The organism is Candidatus Zixiibacteriota bacterium, from assembly GCA_020853795.1.
Lineage (GTDB): Bacteria > Zixibacteria > MSB-5A5 > CAIYYT01 > CAIYYT01 > JADJGC01.
In genome coordinates this window covers 42,495-58,737 of the sequence record JADYYF010000044.1, presented here as the reverse complement: position 1 = coordinate 58,737, position 16,243 = coordinate 42,495, and the positions used below count along the sequence as shown (strand labels likewise).

The following is a 16,243-nucleotide window of genomic DNA, read 5'->3' as shown; positions in this document are numbered from 1 at the left end:
CAATCCCGCGTCCGGCGTAAGTCTATGGCATGCCGCCAAAGATATCAACGGTTGATTTGACCGGTGTTTCGCTTGACCGTGTCCGCGTGTCCCCCTATTATTGGGCATTCTGATGACGAACTCCGACGCTGAGAACTCCCTGTCGCCATTGCCCGCCATCTCCATTTTGCTGGCCGTCAGGAACGAAGGTGAACACATTGACGAATGTTTGGCCGCGGTGGTCGGGCTGGACTATCCGCGCGATCTGACGGAGATTATTCTCGTCGACGGTGGGTCGGAGGACGGGACCAGGGAGAAGATTGCGGAATGGCAGAAGCGTGATAGTCGCATTCAACTGCTCGACAACCCGCGTGCCTCAACCGCGGCGGGAATGAACATTGCCGTTGCCGCCGCGCGCTTTGATCTCTGTCTCTGGATTTCCGGCCACGTTAAGCTTGAATCGGATCATCTGAAGAAGTGTGTCGCGACTATGCAAGCGACCGGTGCAGCGGCGGTCGGAGGCGTAGTCAGGACTGTCGGAACGACATCGATCGGCAGAATCAATGCCGCGGTGCTGTCGAACCGCTTTGGCGTCGGCAACGCCCCGCATCGGGTTGGCGCCAAGTCAGGCTGGGTGCCGACGGTGACGATGGCACTCTATCGCAAGCAAGCGATTCTGGACGTCGGTGGATTTGCTGAGCAGCTACCACGAAATCAGGACAACGACTTGCACGATCGAATGAACCGGCAGGGCTTTCGCTCTTACCTCGATGTTGATATTCGGCCGACTTATCTATGCCGCAACACCTTGGGCGGATTGCTGCGACAGGCGGCACGCAATGGATTCTGGAATGTCATGATGACGCGCCTCGGTTATGGCGGATTGTCACCTCGGCACTTCGCGCCGATGGCATTTGTTGGAGTTCAACTGGCGGCACTGCTGTGCGGCATCTTCTATCCACCCGCGCTGTGGGTGTTCGTCGGTGTCGCGGCAGCTCACTTGCTGGCGGCACTAGCAGTCGCGCTTGGGATTGCCGTTCAGCAGGGATTCCCCTGGCAGTGGGCGGCGATGCCGATCTGGTTTATTCTGCTGCACTGGACGTACGGTCTGTCCTCCTGGCGCGGCCTGCTGTCTCCCCGCGCCGATAAATAAGGCTGACACCGTTGAATTCCATTTCATCGCGAGCGAGAAAGGGTATATTCCCGGTCTCATTGAAGGTGAGGAATATCTTTGAGTGACAAGATGCAGACAGTTGACAAGAATAACCGGAGCGCTCTCGAGAGGTTTCTCAACCTCTTCGCCGAAGTGCGCTCGGGCGAAGCGGGGAATACGCTGCTGCTGACTCTGAGCATTTTCCTGATACTAACATCCTACTATATCGCCAAAGTGGCGCGCGAGCAGTTGATACTTGCCGGCGGCGGCGCGGAATTGAAAGCCTATTTGTCAGCGCTTCAAGCTTTTACTCTGATCTTCTGTATCGGTGCGTATGCGAAGCTCGTGGCTCGATTCAAGCGTCGCCAACTCCTAGACTTCGTGACGCTATTCTTCGTGGTTGGGTTCGCAGTGTTCTATCTGTTGGGAAAGGCCGACATGCCCTATGTCAGAGTTGCTTATTTTGTCTTCATCGGAGTGTTCAATCTGACGATCATTGCGCAGTTTTGGTCCTTCGCCAATGACATCCATACTCCAGAGGAGGGCAAGCGCCTCTTTGCGATAATTGCCTTCGGCGGATCATTAGGAGCCGTTGTTGGTGCCAAAATACCCGACTACCTGGCTGGGATTCTGGGCAAGTACGAGAGTCTGCTTCTAGCCGCAGCTCTGCTGACACTCAGTCTGTTGCTATTGAAGGCAGTCGACTCACGCAGGAGGGCAGTTGTCTCCCGTTCACTTGGACATGAATCTCAGACGACGCGCGAATCGGAAATCGGCCAATCGGGAGCATTTCGCGTTGTCTTCGGCAGCCGTTACCTCTTGATGATTGCTCTGTTGATCCTACTGCTGAACTGGGTCAATAGTTCCGGGGAGTACATCTTGGACAGAATTGTAACAGCCCATGCTCAAGAGGTCGCCGCTGCGACTGGAGGGACGGAACCTGCGATGCTCAAAGTCGAAGAGGTGTTCATTGCCAAATTCAAAGCAAATTTCTTCTTTTGGGTGAACACGATCGCGCTGCTGGTCCAGTTGTTCCTCGTTTCACGTGTGATAAAATGGTTCGGTATTCGCACGGCAATAATGATCTTGCCACTAGTCGCATTGGGCGGCTACCTCTCGGTAGCGATTGTGCCTATCCTAGCCTCGATTCGACTCACTAAGATTGGAGAAAACGCCGGCGACTACTCGATTAACAACACGGCCCGTCAGATGCTGTTTCTTCCGACAACCCGCGAGGAGAAATACAAGGCCAAGGTAGCTATCGACTCATTCTTCGTGCGCATCGGCGATATGCTCTCAGCCGGGGTTGTGTACGCCGGGGGCACCTGGCTTGCCCTTAAAACGCAACAATTCGCCATTGTGAACGTGGTGCTGGTAGTGCTGTGGCTGTTCCTGGCGGTGGCAATCGGGAAAGAGAATCGGCGTCTGATGGCGGCGGCCGATAGCGCTAACGCAAAAGCTTGACGGCGTCTTCGTAGGGCGTAAAGCCGGGCGGACGCCGATCTCCCATCGTATTCGGTTTGTGAAACTCGGGGCTGTCTTTGATGATCTTCAGCAGCTTCTCGCGCTCACTCGGCTTTGCGAGATGGGCAATGCCGACGGCTCGCTCGCCAAGACTCAAAGTACGCGGGTCGAGGGCGCCATATTCGGTCACGATGATGACTTTGTCAACCGGCGTCGCCGTGGTGGTGATCCCTGCCGGGCAGCGGTCGACGATCTTGGAGATGCCGTTGCTGGTTTGCGATTTGAGCGCAATAATCGCCACCCCTCCGTCCGAGTATTGCGCGCCGCGGATAAAGTCGCTCTGTCCACCGACGCCGGAGTAAATTCTACGTGCCTCAAGGGAATCAGCCCAGATATTTCCGTGCAGGTCAACACCGATGGCGGAATTGATCGAAACCATATTTGGCTGTTCGGCAATCTTGAAAACAGAGTTGGTGTAGTTGGAGGGACGGCTCTGCACAGCGCTGTTGTAGCTGAGCCAATCGTAGCCGGCCTGCGTCTCGGACAGGAAGATCGCCGCGACCGAGAAATTCAGGTGCTTTTTCCAGCGATTCGTAACGACGCCCTTTTTGATCAGCTTGGCCATCGCATCGGCGAACAATTCGGTATGGATTGATAGATCCTTGACGCCCTTTTTGAGGATCGCCTCGGTGACCGCTTCCGGAACTTCGCCGATGCCGTATTGCAGGGTTGATCCGGGCCCATCGCTGCTGCCGTCAATGATATACAGCCCGGCGATGATTTCGCCGATGCGCGTTGCAACGGCATCCGGCTCCGGGATCGGGGATGACGGCAGCGGGTACTCGACATCGAGCAAGTAGTCGATTGACGATTCCGGGATTGTCGTGCCCAGCACGAACGGCATATGCTCATTGCGTTCGGCGATGACGATGCCACCATTGTGGTTGCAGAAATTGACGGCCTCCAGGACTCCCTCCACAGTCGTGCCGAGACTGTAGTTCCCGCCGCGATCGGGACCAGAGACGCTGATGAAAGCGACACTGGGATGAATGGCGCTCTTGATGTAGCGCGGAATCTCGGACAGGTGGAGCGGGTGATAGAACGCCCAGCCGCGATTCACGGCCTCGCGGGTGATGTAGCTGTTGAAGATGATGCGATACGTAATCCGACCGCAGGCTTCCTCCGTAAACGCCGAGCGAATGCGATCGCCCAAGAGCAGGACGGCATAAAGATCGACATCTTTGATCCCGGTTTCGATACCCAAGTGCTCGATCAGCGACTGAGGGGTAGCAGCGTTTCCAGAGGCGTAGATGACGCTTCCGGGCTGAATGAGCAAGGGGTTGACGACGTCGGCGGCACAGGAAACCTTAATCATGCCAACAAGATATCAGAAAACCTTCCCTAATTCAATCGTTTATTGGTTTATCGACATTAGATGGCCGAACATGAAGGCTCCAACAAACGTTTGGGCGCGACATTAATCTCGCTTGCTATTTTATGGCAATGATTTACCTTAAAATGGATCAGGTCATCCACGGACACGACATCTCTCCACAACAACTATTCTCTTGAGGTTTTTGATGAGTTCGCTTGTCCCTTATTCCGTCCGGGCAGCTCTCCTCGGCCTGATGAGTCTTCTGCTATCTTCGCTCGCTCAGGGTTCGACACCATCTTCATTGGCTGGACGACCGACTGAAACGGAGCCAGAAGGACCAGTATTCGCACGGGAGCAACTGCTTGAGCCACAAGGGTACGATACCCTTGCCTACAACTTCACCAGCAGTCTCGACGGCTGGACTTTTTTCCACACCGCCGATACCGTGCAGGAGTACTACCCCGATGTTCGCTGCGTCGAGCGCACGCGAATGAAAGCAGTCGGATCGCCATTCGCCTTGGCTTGGAGCAGCTTTGGCGGAACCGGATCGGCGCAAATGACCTGTGCCTTTGACGGTTACTATACGGACAGCTGCCACTATAGCTGGCAGATCAAGTCGATCCAGTCCCCGGTCCCAGCCACCTGGGATGGCGCCAGTCGAATTGAAGCGCGCATCTACAAGTCCTTTTCCGCAACGGCATACGCGATGATCGGCTACATGAAGCCGGGCGATACCGTGTTCAGTTATGTCGGCTGGACGAGTGCGTTGCCCACCAACGCCTGGACGACGATTTCGCTTCAGGAACCGACAGCGGGCGCGTTTTCGGATCTTGCCGCCGTCTCCGTACTGATCGGCTCCTACAGCGGCAAGGGCGCGATATACGTCGACTTGGTGCGCCGCATCAAATTCACGGTGGTAACGCCGACGCTGATTTCGCCGGCCAATCTGGCCACGATTGAGAACAACTTACCCACCTTCACCTGGTCGGACGACGGCGCCAACTACACGCTCCAAGTGGACACGAGTGCGAGCTTTCCCACACCCCGTACCTATACCGGAATCACAGAGGGTTCCTACACGCTCACCACGCCGTTGCCAAATTCCGGCGGCTACCTCAATACGCATTATTACTGGCGGGTGCAGGCGAACTACACGGGGATCGGTTCTGCGTTCTCTGCGGCAAACCGCTTCGACATCACCGGGACTCACGATGTGCCCTCGGAGTTTGCGACGATCAGTGCCGCGTATACCGCGTTCGGTTTGCGCTCGCCGGGAACCGTGCGCGTGGCGCCCGGGACCTATACCGGTGCCTCCAACTGCAACATCGGCAGCTTCGGTGAACGCCCGGTGAGTATTGTCTCATCGGCGGGTCCGGCAACAACGATCATCGATTGTCAGGGGCTTTATCCCGGCTTCAATTATGATTACTACGCCCCTGGCGGAGTCGTGCTGCAGGGATTCACGATCCGCAACGCCAGCGGCGGCAATGGTGCCGCTGTCTTCTGCTGGACGGCTTCGCCAACGATCCGCAATTGCATAATCGAGGGCAGCACCGGCCGGGGGATCTATTGCCGCAGCGGCTCGCAGGCCCGGATCGAGAACTGTGTCATTCAGAACAACGACAGTGCCGGCGTGCAGCTGGAGACGAGCGCGAATATCACCATCACCGGCGGCCGCATCACTGGCAATTCCGGGTACGGACTCCGCATGTGGAGCGGCACTACCGCAACAATCAGCGGCTGCCAGTTCGGGTCGTCAGTAACCAATGCTCTCGGAGAAAGCGGTGCCATTCGCGCGCTGCAGTCAGTCTTGACGGTTACCGGCTGTGCCATCAGCAACGGCACCGGGAACGGGATCGAGAGTTATGGCAACAATCTGACCGTGACCAAATGCGATCTCGTCGGTAACCGCGCGCAGACGAACGGCGGGGCGATCGCGATCTATTGGTCGGAGGAGAACACCGTCAGCATCGATTCGTGCTTCTTCTCCGGCAACACGGCATCGACCGGCGGCGGGCTCTATCTGGCGCAGGTCGGAACATTGAGCATCAATCACTCGACATTTGTGAACAACAAGACCGGCATTGACCCGAACGTTGAGGGGAACTATGTCGGTCCGATCATGATGGCGAACTGCATCATCGCCAATTCCACGACCGGCCCGGGCATCGATGATGCCGACGGCATCATCGGCATGACGATCACGTGCACCGACATATACGGCAATGCCGGCGGCAACTGGGTGGGGGTCTTGTCGCGACAACTCGGTTTGCGTGGGAACATTGCCGCCGATCCACTCTTCTGCAATGCTGCCGGCAGTAACTTCACGATTGCGGCGACTTCGCCGTGTGCGGCGGCACATACGACCTGTGGCGGGATGGGTGTCTATCCAGTCGGTTGCACGCTCAACCGGCCGCCGGTGTTCGTCGAGCGGGCAGATACGACGATCCTGGAGAGTCAAACGCTGATTCTCGCGGTGGCGGCTGACGATCCGGATGAGGATATCCCCGATCTGAGTACCGGAGCGCTGCCGGTGAACGGGACATTCGCTGATCACGGCGACGGCAGCGGCAGTCTGACCTTCACCCCCTCTTACGAACAGGCAGGCACCTACACCGTGACCTTCTTTGCCAACGATGGTGAACTTGCCGATACGATGTCGGTGCAGATAACAGTGACCAACGTCAACCGTCCACCGGTCTTTGCGACGATTGCGGATGATACGGTTGCCGAGGGTGAGACGCTCGTGCTGGAGATCAGCGCCAGCGATCCGGACGGCACAGCGCCGAGGCTCACCGCTGTGAACCTGATGCAGAACGCCACGTTTACTGATCTTGGTGGAGGACGAGGTCGCTTTACCTTTGCGCCAGATTTTGGCCAGGCGGGACAATACGCGGTGCGGTTCTTGGCCAGCGACGGCACATTGAGCGACACCGCCGACGTTGCGATTGTTGTGACCGGCACGAATCGTCCGCCGGTGATTGCGCCGATCGCAGACCGCGAAATTGCCGAGCAGCAGCCGATCGAGATTGAAGTCACGGCAACCGACCCGGACGGCACGATTCCAACGTTAAGCGCCTCGGGGCTGCCGCCAGGCGCTACGTTCAGCGACCACGGCGACGGCAGCGGGCAGTTCAATTGGACGCCGTCATATGCGCAAAGCGGTGTGCATGTGGTCACGTTTGCGGCAACCGACGGCGTATTCTCTGTCAGTGCCGGCGTGACAATTACGGTGACCAATGTCAATCGCCGGCCGGCATGGGTCACGGTTCGGGATACGGTGATGCACGTCGGTCAGACACTGATTCACGCGGTGGAGGCGAGTGATCCCGACTCCGACCCCCTGACCCTGAGCGCGCTGGGAGTCCCGCCGCACGCAACCTTTACAGACCGCGGCAGCGGAAGCGGCGAGATTGCCTTCACGCCGGAACTTGACCAAGTCGGCACCTATGCCGTCAGCCTGATTGCCAGTGACGGATTTCTGGCGGATACAAACTCACTCTCGATCGGGGTCCGGCCCGGAGCGATTATCGCCGTCCAGCCCGATACCGTCCGGTTCGTGATCGACGCTGTTGCAGCGGAGCTGTCTATCGAGAATCACGGCGAAGCGCAACTCGAATGGTCCGGAAGCGCCGATGTTCCGTGGCTCGCACTCAGCCCCGGAAATGGGACCATCGCGGTCGGCGGGAGCATCAAGGTTGCAGTTGCGGTCGATAGTTCACAGTTGGCCTCGGGATACCATTGGGCCCACATTGACTTGCTCTCAAATGGCGGCAATGCGCGTGTGACCCTAGTGGCGGGCAAGTCGCTGGCATTGACAGTACCGCCGATCCTGGGGAGCGTTCAGATCAATGAAGTGATCAGCCTGCCATTTAACGGCCTGATCAGCACCGCGACCCTACTTGAGGCGGTTGTGGTCGAGAGTCGCAAAGGCGCCGGCTGTACCACAGACGTCGTGACGGCGAATGATCGAGTTACGCTGATCGTCGCCCCGGCTGCGGGAGACGAATTTCTCGAACTTGACTCGGTGATCATCCACATCAGTCCGGGCCTGACGACTTCCGACGGCATCCCATTGCGCAGTCGCGACTCGGTGCGAACGTTTGTCACTGGAGCGGCAGTTTGGCCGGGTGATACTGACCATAATGGCATCGTTGATGAACGCGATGTCTTGCCGATTGGACGGTACTTCGACATCCAGGGTCCGCCACGAGGCGACGGTGATTGGCTTTGGTCGCGCCACCTGGCGCGCGTTGTGCTGGGCGAAAATGCTTGGTCGCCCTACGCCGCGATCTACGCCGACGCCGACGGTAACGGCGCCGTGGAAGCCGAAGACATCTGCGGAGTCGCAGACAACTGGCTGAAGACGATTGCCGGCATGGGGCGCGCCGGTGAGGACGGCGACGACGGCGCTCTTGCCGGGCACGCGGGTGAATTCGATTGGAGCAAGATCCGCCGGGCGCTGATTGATTGCCCGGAAAGCCGCGGGCGCACTGAACTGATCGGAATTCTCGATGCGATGGCGGGCGCGCCAGCTGCGGTTCTTCCTGATGCAGTCGAACTGTCCCAAAATCGTCCCAACCCATTCAATCCGACCACGGTTATCGAATTCAACTTGCCAAAAGCGGACTGGATTTCGTTGACGGTGTACAATATCCGCGGTCAGCAAGTCCGGCTGTTATCGGAGGGGACGCGTCCGGCAGGTCAGACTCAACTGACGTGGAACGGTCGTGACGATCGGCAGCTGCCGGTAGCATCAGGTGTCTACTACTACGTCTTAAGGACTTCATCGACGCGGGTCGGACGGACGATGGTGCTGCTGCGTTAGCACTTGTGCGGGCGAGCGGGAATATCGACAAAAAACGGAGGACGCCTACATCATCCCCTTGGCTCGCAGCCAGTCGTCATTGTAGATCGTACTCAGATATCGGGAAGCGCCGTCCGGAAAGATAGTCACCATCCGGGCCGATGCGGCGAGCGCTCCGGCAATCTTCAGCACGGCCCAGATCGCGGCACCGCTGGATCCGCCGGCCAGAATGCCCTCCTGTCGGGCCAGTCGACGCGCGGTATGAAACGCGTCAGCATCAGCGACCTGCACCATGTCGTCGATAACCGTGAAATCGGCGCAACCCACGATGAACTCATCGCCGAGTCCTTCCATCAGATAAGGTGACGGCTTGATCAGCTTCCTGGTGCGAAAGTACTCGGTGTAGATTGAGCCAACCACATCGACCGCGACAATCTGAATCTTCGGGTCTTTCTCCTTCAGATAGCGCCCGACGCCGCCGATCGTGCCGCCGGTCCCCATCCCGGCCACCAGATAGTCAATCCGGCCTTCCATCTGTTCCCAAATCTCCGGACCGGTTGTGAGGTAATGTGCCTCATTGTTTTCGCGATTGTTGTGCTGGTCGGGGAAATAGCCGTTGGTGAGCTGGCGCGCGAGTCGCGGCGTGATATTGTTGTAGGAATCGGGCGACTCCGGCGGTAACGAGGTGTCGGCCTTAATCACATCAACACCAAGCGCCAGCAATTGACTGAGTTTCTCCGGGCTGATCGTATCGCGCACCACGACTTTCAGTTTGTAACCGCGCTGGATGGCGATCAAGGCGAGACTCATGGCCATGTTGCCGGAAGAATTTTCGATGATCGTGTCACCGGGCTTAATGCGGCCGTCCCGTTCGGCCTTGAGAATCATGTGCCGGGCGACGCGGTCTTTGATACTGCCGGACGGGTTTAGAAACTCCAACTTGGCATAGACCGCGCACTGCAGGTCTGCCGTGATGCGGGTTAGCTTGACCAGCGGCGTGTTGCCGATTGCATGCAACGTGCTGTCAAAGCGCCTGACGTCCAATGGTTCTCCTTGCTAAAAGACTAAATCACTCAAAACTGCGACGTGCAATTCGCGATCGTTGTCGACACAATTGCGGAATAGAAAATAAGTGGATTCAGCGGGTAATGCGCGATTGAATTTGTTGAAATACGAAGTCAATTCTGCGGGAATCGTGCGGAACTGCGAAGGACTACGCCCGCAATTGCTTGTGCGACAACTCCTGATAGAGTGCCGACGAGCCCAGGAGCTCGGAGTGCGTTCCTTGGGCGACGATGCGGCCGCCGTCGAGGGCGATGATCCAGTCGGCACGCTGCACAGTCGCCAGGCGGTGCGCAATGATGATGGCAGTCTTCCCCACCAGCACCTTGTCGAGCGCATCCTGAATCAGTTGCTCCGAGATTGAATCCAGGGCGCTGGTCGCCTCGTCGAGGATCAGGATCGGCGGATCCTTCAACAAGGCGCGCGCCAGACAAATCCGCTGTTTCTCGCCGCCGGACAAGGTTACCCCGCGCTCGCCGACCATGCTGTCGTAACCGTGCGGCAGACCGGAGATGAAATCGTGAATGTTGGCGATCCGCGCCGCCCGTTGGATTTGCTCGCTGGTCGCGGCAGGATCGGAATAGGCGATATTCTCCCCGATCGTCAGGTTAAACAGGAGCGGATCCTGATCCACGAGCGCAATATTGTCGCGCAGAGTCTGTAGGGAGAGCCGGCGCAGGTCCACGCCATCGACGGCAATGATGCCGGAATCAGGGTCGTAGAAACGCATGATCAAGTTGATAATTGTCGTCTTGCCGGAGCCGGACGGTCCCACCAACGCCAGGGTTTCGCCGGCGGGGATGTGGAGATTCAGGTTGTCGATGCGAAAATTGGAGTCGCCGTAGGAGAAATTCACTTCGGTGAACTTGATATCGCCGCGGATCTTGCCAATCCGGACCGGCGCGGGATCCTCCTCGACTGCGGGGGGCAGGTCGAGATACTCAAAGATGCGCTCGACGGAGGCCATGGCGGCGGCGACCTCGATGCGCGAACCGGCCAGACTCTGGACCGGGCTATACAGCAGCGACAGATACATGTAGAAGGCGAAGAGCTGTCCGAGCTGCATCGTGCCGACGGCGACCAGGTAGGCACCGGCGCAGAGAACGATGATCGGACCGAGCGCATTGACAAACTGAATGCCGTTGCCGGCGACCGAGCGGAGCACGCTGAACTTGACGTAGAATCCGGTCAGGCCGGACATGATCCCATCGACTTTCTTGTTCTCGGCATCCTCCCGGCCAAAGGCTTTGACGATCTTGAGTCCGACCAGGAGTTCCTGGATGGCGGCCGACAGCGTCGCTACAGTCGCCTGAAGTCCGCGCGCCGTCGAGTGAATGTGTTTGCTCAGGACGCCGGTCACGAGAATCGTCACCGGCACGGGAATGATTGCAATCAGAGTCAGTTGCCAGTTGTCATAGAGCAGATAGGCGAGCACGCCGAACAAGAGCAGGAAGTTGTTCAGAATCACAAGCAGCGTGGACGAGAGGAGATCCTGAATGCGCGAGACATCGGCGAGGAATCGCGACATCACCTCACCGACCTTGTGTGTCTGGAAGAATCTCAGTGACAGCCGTTCGAGATGCGCAAACAGGTGGGAGCGCATGTCGGCAATGATGCGGGCCCCGATGAAACCAACGAAGTAGTCGCGCACCCCGGTCAGGACAACCTGAAACAGGTAGATGGCGACCAAGGCGAGTCCGAACCAGACGACCGGCGAGAGGTCGATAGCGCCGGCGGCACCGGATCGAATCAATTCGGGTATGAGGACGTCGACGAGATACCGCACCGTCAACGGCACGGCGAGGATCAGCGCCGTAATCGCCAGCATGACGATCAGGGTGACCAGTTCGTGGCGCCAATACGGCTTGAGAAACGGCCACAGCCGTCGTGCCTTGGTGGTGCTGAATGACATGAGCGATCGCCGGCGCCGGGGGCTCAAGTTCCGGCGCCTCGAAACTACCGGCTTTCCTTCGCCACCGGCGGGAATTTGGCCAGCAATGCGGCCACATACTCGCTGTCCGGCGGCGTTGCGAATCCTTGCTGCTGCTCCATTCGGTAAATGCAGTAGGGATTGTCGGCGCGGCAGCCGGTGGCCGAGACCGAGGTTGTCGCACAACCGCCGCGGCACAGCGGCAGGTACCGGCAGTCATGGCACTCGCCGCTCGCCGTGTCGCGCGTAAACTGGCGGTTGTAAGCAAAGCCGTCCGGGTTATTCCAGATTTCGGCCAGCGACTTCTCGCGGAGGTTGCCCTCGACAAATTCCTCCGGCATCGACAGACATCCCTTGATGGCGCCGTTGGATTCGATACCGAGAATCCGGGTGCCCGCATAGCAGCCCCAGTACGGGTTGCCCTGGCGCAGTTGATTGCCGGCCTGACCGTAGTAGCCAATGTTCTCACCGACATCAATGACGATTTCGTCATCATGTTCCTGCAGTTTAATCAGCTTGTCAATCAGGCGCGGATAATTGTCGAGCGAGAGGATCAAGTCACGGTTGTCCCGCATGCGGCCGGTCGAGGTGCAGAGCTGGACTCGCCATTGAGGACAGCCGACATCGATCAGGATGCGGCGGATGGCATCCATCTCGTCAATATTGATATTCGAGATCTGGCTCACGGCGCAGAACTGGCGGAAACCGTGCTTACGCATCAGGCGCATGGCGTTCAACGCGCCGCTGAAACTGTCGTCGCGCTGGCGGATGTAGTTGTGCGTCGTCTCGGTACCGTCAAAGCTCACTCCGACCTTGTTCAACGGCACACTCATGATATCCTGCACCACCTGATCGGAGAAGGCCAGGCCGTTCGATATCATCAGGGCTTTCATGCCGCGCTCGCGGATTCGCTTGGCCAGGATCAGCCAGTCATCCCGAAGGAGCGGTTCGCCGCCGGAGAGCGTGATGTCTTCGGCTCCCAGCGCTGCCAGCTCGTCGATCATGTTCAGGGCTTCGGCGGTGGTCAGTTCGTCGGGCCGTTTCTTGCCGGCAGCGGTGCCGCAGTGCAGACACCGCATGTTGCAGGCAAAAGTAGTCTCCCAGACTACGGAACGTGGATAGAACTTGAAGTCGGTCATGATTGCTCCTTGGGTGTAGATGCCGCCCGCTGGCTTCGCGAGCGCGCAATAATTTCCAGCATCGGAGAAAGATTGTGTTTCCAGCTCTGGCAGGCCTGCTCGCCGGTCAGGCCGCGGTCGGCGCGATTGGATGGGCAGCCCCCCAGGCAAACCGGCAGAATGTCGCAGTCACGACAGAGCGGATCAACAAACGGATCAATAGCGAAGAGCTTGACGAAATTCGCATTCTGATAGTCAATCTTGTCGCGGATATGCCCCATGGTCTTCGCCGGATCGCCGACGTAGTTCCAGCAGCGATAGAGATTCCCGTCCGGATCGACCAAAAAGGCGTTGACCAATTGCGCCATGCAGAAGACCGCACAGGGGCTGGGCAGCTTCTCAACGCCATAGCCGTTGTCGAGCAATTGCCGATAAAATCCGATTTCCACCTGCGAGAAATCGGCAATTTCATAGCAGGCTTCGGCGACGGCGGCGCAAGTGGCGGACGACGGCTCAACCATTCCGAAGTTGACCGATACGCGCTGCTGCAGGCCTGCGGCCTTTAGTTCCGTCAGCAACTCGGCAACGTCGGCGGAACTGAAGCTCTTGTCGATGTTCACTCGCACGGAGACGACCAACCTGCCGGCAGCGTACTTGAGATTGTCAACGATCGTCTGGAAGCTGTCTCTTCCGTTCTTGAGCGGGCGCCGAATATTGTGCAACCGCGCGGGGCCGTCCAGCGTCACCTGGCACACGCCGACTTTCAGGTCGACCAACGTGTCGACGCTGTCGCGATCCAGGAGATAGCCATTGGTGATGATCGAGGCTCGATAAGTGAAGGACTCATCATTTGCCATTCCGATAAGGCGGCGCGACAGGATTTCGATGACATCGAGGGCCAGCAGCGGTTCGCCGCCGTACCAGGTGAGATCAAGCTGAGTCAGGGTCTTGGCTTGGCGGCTGACGAATCCGACGATCTGATCGGCGATCTCCGGCGTCATCTTGCCGCGCTTGTTGTTCTCGAAGCAGTAGGGACAGGCCATGTTGCAGGCTAAAGTGGGAGCAACGATCAAGGCCAGTGCGGTGCGATCAAAGCGGGCGCTGCCGTGGGTGAACTTGAGTGCTTGCAACTCGTCACAGTCGTCAGGATGAACGAAGCGGCCATGCTCGAGTTGTTGAAGCAGCTCCCGTTCCGCATCGGTCAGGATTGGCGCAGAATTACCGTTGGAGAGCTTGGCCGCCAGTTTCTGATATGTTTGAAAGTTGTCCTCGGTCATCAGGGCGAGGGCACCGGTGAAGGCATTGAAGGCGATCCGATAACCGCCTTGCCATTGTTGAAAATGATTGTAGCGTGATACTCTGCTCATCGTGTCATGCTCGCTACCAGCAAACGCACCTAACGCACTATCGAATCTTGCTTATTCCCGACTGTCTCCACCGCCTCAAAGCTTCGCACGGATCCGGCAAGATCAAAGTCAGGAGAACTCGGGTCGTCTGTGTCCATTTCAACTTGGTGGCACCACCTCGCTCGCAAGAAATGCGTCAGTGAAATTGTGCTGTTCCTGGGAGGAGGAATCTGCCGGAACTCAACCAAAGGCAGAGAGGGGCGATGCCCCTCTCTGCGGATCCGTCACCTCAAATCTCGACGGGATCGATTCCGTAGCACGGAACGACCCTATCCTTCGGACAGAGGAACTTGAAGATGCAGACTTCGATGCCTGGATTCTGCGGATCGATCAAATAGATCATTGCAAATCCTCCTGTAGTGGGTTAGTAGTGACCTATGGGACCAGGCCCATCGTATCATAATGCATGATACGCCAACGTCAGTTATGGACACCTCCCGCTCCACTAGTAGATTATTGACTGCAGGTCGGAGTTCGAGGACGTCCCTGTGATCCAGAGAAACAGATTCACTCAGAAGCCGTTGTCAACCGGCTCCAAATCTGGACTTTTCGATACATTAGTCTACATAACACGCTCTTTTGAGTCAAGTATTTTCTGAAGTCGAACTCAAAGAATTATTGTCATAGTTTGCTAATTCTGAGTTGACACTGACTCACCTCAGAAGCGCGGCTCAGGTCTGGCGCTGTCGTTCGCGAAGGCGAGTCGGGAGATGCCCGATTACTTAGGCGGCGGGAGTTCGAGTCCTCAGGCTCAAGTGAAGAGCCAAGGAAACCGTCTAAGCTGAACTTGGATGGGATACCCAGGGGAGACGAGTTTGATAAAATAGCGGGGGGTGGATTTGAACCACCGACCTTTGGGTTATGAGCCCAACGAGCTACCGGACTGCTCCACCCCGCGATCGGTTCCTCTATACCACACGCCGGCACGCTTGTCAAGGAAATTCACCGAACGACAACAAGATGGTGCGGCGCTGACATTGCAGTCCGGCTCAGAAGATAGCTTTTGTCTGGTACAAGCTGAATCCGGGGAGTCTTGAGCAGTCGCTTCGGTGCAGCAGCGGCAACTCTCAACTTGCTTCGTCGCGCCCGGATGAGTATTCTGGGGCACCCATGGAAGTCCACGAGCAGAAACCGAATGAAGTCCGGCGGATGGCCTATGCCGGCAAGCTTTATCCCGCCGACCCGCTGGAGTTGAGTGAATTAGTGGAGCAACGGATTGCGGCCTCCGGGCGACCGCAGTCGGCGAAGGGCGAGGTGCGGGCGATTGTGACGCCATTTGCGCCGGCTCGGCTGGTCGCGGGACCGGGGATCGGCGCCCTGCGTGCACTCAATCGCCATCGCTATCCGACGGTCGTGATCGTCGCCAGTGCGCAGGAGGTCATGTTTGACCATGCGTCGATTTTTCATGGCAGCGCTTACGAGACGCCGCTGGGTCGAGTGTTCCTGGACTTGGAGTTGGCCAAGTCCCTTTCCGAATTGCATCCTCGCGTCGTTATGTCGGCGCGCGGGCACACGGGCGGCCGGCAAGCGGAATTTGTCATCGAATCGATGTTGCCGTGGCTGCAGAAACTGATCGGCGATTTTCGGTTGATTCCGATTGTAGCCGGGATCGATGATGCCGAGCTCGCCACGGGCATCGGCGAGGTGTTGGCCCACCCGTCATTGGGAAACGGCCTGATTGTATCGTGCACGCAGATTGATATCGACCTGGCCGACGGCGAACAGCAAGCGCGATGGCAGAGGGTCGAGGCAGCCTTTGCCGGTCTTGATTTTGCCGTACTGCGAGACCGGCTCGCGCACTTCGCCTTCCCCGGCTCCGCCGCCTGGCTGGCGCTAACCTACGCCGGCCGTCGTCGCGGCTGGAAGCGCATCGTGCCAATGTCGCTGCAAGGGGAAGAGGAAGTACCGACTGGAGCGTGTTTGTCCTACGTTGTAATGGGAAATTGAAG

The 16,243-nt window shown here is 57.9% G+C and carries 9 protein-coding genes and 1 tRNA gene; 4 read left to right on the top strand and 6 right to left on the bottom strand.

Annotated features, from left to right (window positions below):
- Window positions 1–112: 112 nt before the first annotated feature.
- Both IT585_03070 and IT585_03065 read left to right on the top strand, forming a co-directional pair.
- Window positions 113–1,132 (top strand): glycosyltransferase family 2 protein, encoded by a 1,020-nt coding sequence (locus tag IT585_03070; GenBank protein ID MCC6962209.1) that lies wholly within the window; start codon window positions 113–115, stop codon window positions 1,130–1,132.
- A gap of 78 nt (window positions 1,133–1,210) precedes the next feature.
- Entirely contained in the window at window positions 1,211–2,596 is a 1,386-nt protein-coding gene (locus IT585_03065) for a translocase (GenBank protein ID MCC6962208.1), read from the top strand.
- On the opposite strand, the gene IT585_03060 is transcribed toward IT585_03065, so the two are convergent.
- Window positions 2,580–3,971, bottom strand: coding sequence for an acetyl-CoA hydrolase/transferase family protein (locus IT585_03060; GenBank protein ID MCC6962207.1), 1,392 nt, complete (start codon window positions 3,969–3,971; stop codon window positions 2,580–2,582). The two genes, IT585_03065 and IT585_03060, sit on opposite strands and share 17 nt — an antisense overlap.
- A gap of 205 nt (window positions 3,972–4,176) precedes the next feature.
- On the opposite strand from IT585_03060, the gene IT585_03055 reads away from it, so the two are divergent.
- Window positions 4,177–8,799, top strand: coding sequence for a tandem-95 repeat protein (locus IT585_03055; protein MCC6962206.1), 4,623 nt, complete (start codon window positions 4,177–4,179; stop codon window positions 8,797–8,799).
- 45 nt (window positions 8,800–8,844) lie between these two features.
- Here IT585_03055 and IT585_03050 read toward each other — a convergent pair whose 3' ends face one another.
- The 5 genes from IT585_03050 to IT585_03030 form a co-directional block, all read right to left on the bottom strand.
- On the bottom strand, window positions 8,845–9,822 hold the full coding sequence (locus tag IT585_03050; GenBank protein ID MCC6962205.1) for a cysteine synthase family protein: 978 nt from the start codon (window positions 9,820–9,822) through the stop codon (window positions 8,845–8,847).
- A gap of 169 nt (window positions 9,823–9,991) precedes the next feature.
- A complete protein-coding gene (locus tag IT585_03045; protein ID MCC6962204.1) occupies window positions 9,992–11,752 on the bottom strand; it encodes an ABC transporter ATP-binding protein in 1,761 nt (586 codons plus the stop codon).
- 44 nt (window positions 11,753–11,796) lie between these two features.
- Window positions 11,797–12,909, bottom strand: coding sequence for a radical SAM protein (locus IT585_03040; GenBank protein MCC6962203.1), 1,113 nt, complete (start codon window positions 12,907–12,909; stop codon window positions 11,797–11,799).
- Entirely contained in the window at window positions 12,906–14,255 is a 1,350-nt protein-coding gene (locus tag IT585_03035; GenBank protein ID MCC6962202.1) for an SPASM domain-containing protein, read from the bottom strand. The genes IT585_03040 and IT585_03035 overlap by 4 nt, the downstream gene beginning before the upstream one ends.
- Before the next feature lie 863 nt (window positions 14,256–15,118).
- A tRNA-Met gene (locus IT585_03030) sits at window positions 15,119–15,192 on the bottom strand.
- 212 nt (window positions 15,193–15,404) lie between these two features.
- On the opposite strand from IT585_03030, the gene amrB reads away from it, so the two are divergent.
- Window positions 15,405–16,241 (top strand): AmmeMemoRadiSam system protein B, encoded by an 837-nt coding sequence (gene amrB, locus IT585_03025; GenBank protein ID MCC6962201.1) that lies wholly within the window; start codon window positions 15,405–15,407, stop codon window positions 16,239–16,241.
- Window positions 16,242–16,243: the final 2 nt, after the last annotated feature.

Bases quoted from the DNA above. Each gene is read 5' to 3' on its own strand.
- IT585_03070 (MCC6962209.1), top strand. From the start codon at position 113: ATGACGAACTCCGACGCTGAGAACTCCCTGTCGCCATTGCCCGCCATC.
- IT585_03060 (MCC6962207.1), bottom strand. From the start codon at position 3,971: ATGATTAAGGTTTCCTGTGCCGCCGACGTCGTCAACCCCTTGCTCATT.
- IT585_03055 (MCC6962206.1), top strand. From the start codon at position 4,177: ATGAGTTCGCTTGTCCCTTATTCCGTCCGGGCAGCTCTCCTCGGCCTG.
- IT585_03045 (MCC6962204.1), bottom strand. From the start codon at position 11,752: ATGTCATTCAGCACCACCAAGGCACGACGGCTGTGGCCGTTTCTCAAG.
- IT585_03040 (MCC6962203.1), bottom strand. From the start codon at position 12,909: ATGACCGACTTCAAGTTCTATCCACGTTCCGTAGTCTGGGAGACTACT.
- IT585_03035 (MCC6962202.1), bottom strand. From the start codon at position 14,255: ATGAGCAGAGTATCACGCTACAATCATTTTCAACAATGGCAAGGCGGT.
- amrB (MCC6962201.1), top strand. From the start codon at position 15,405: ATGGAAGTCCACGAGCAGAAACCGAATGAAGTCCGGCGGATGGCCTAT.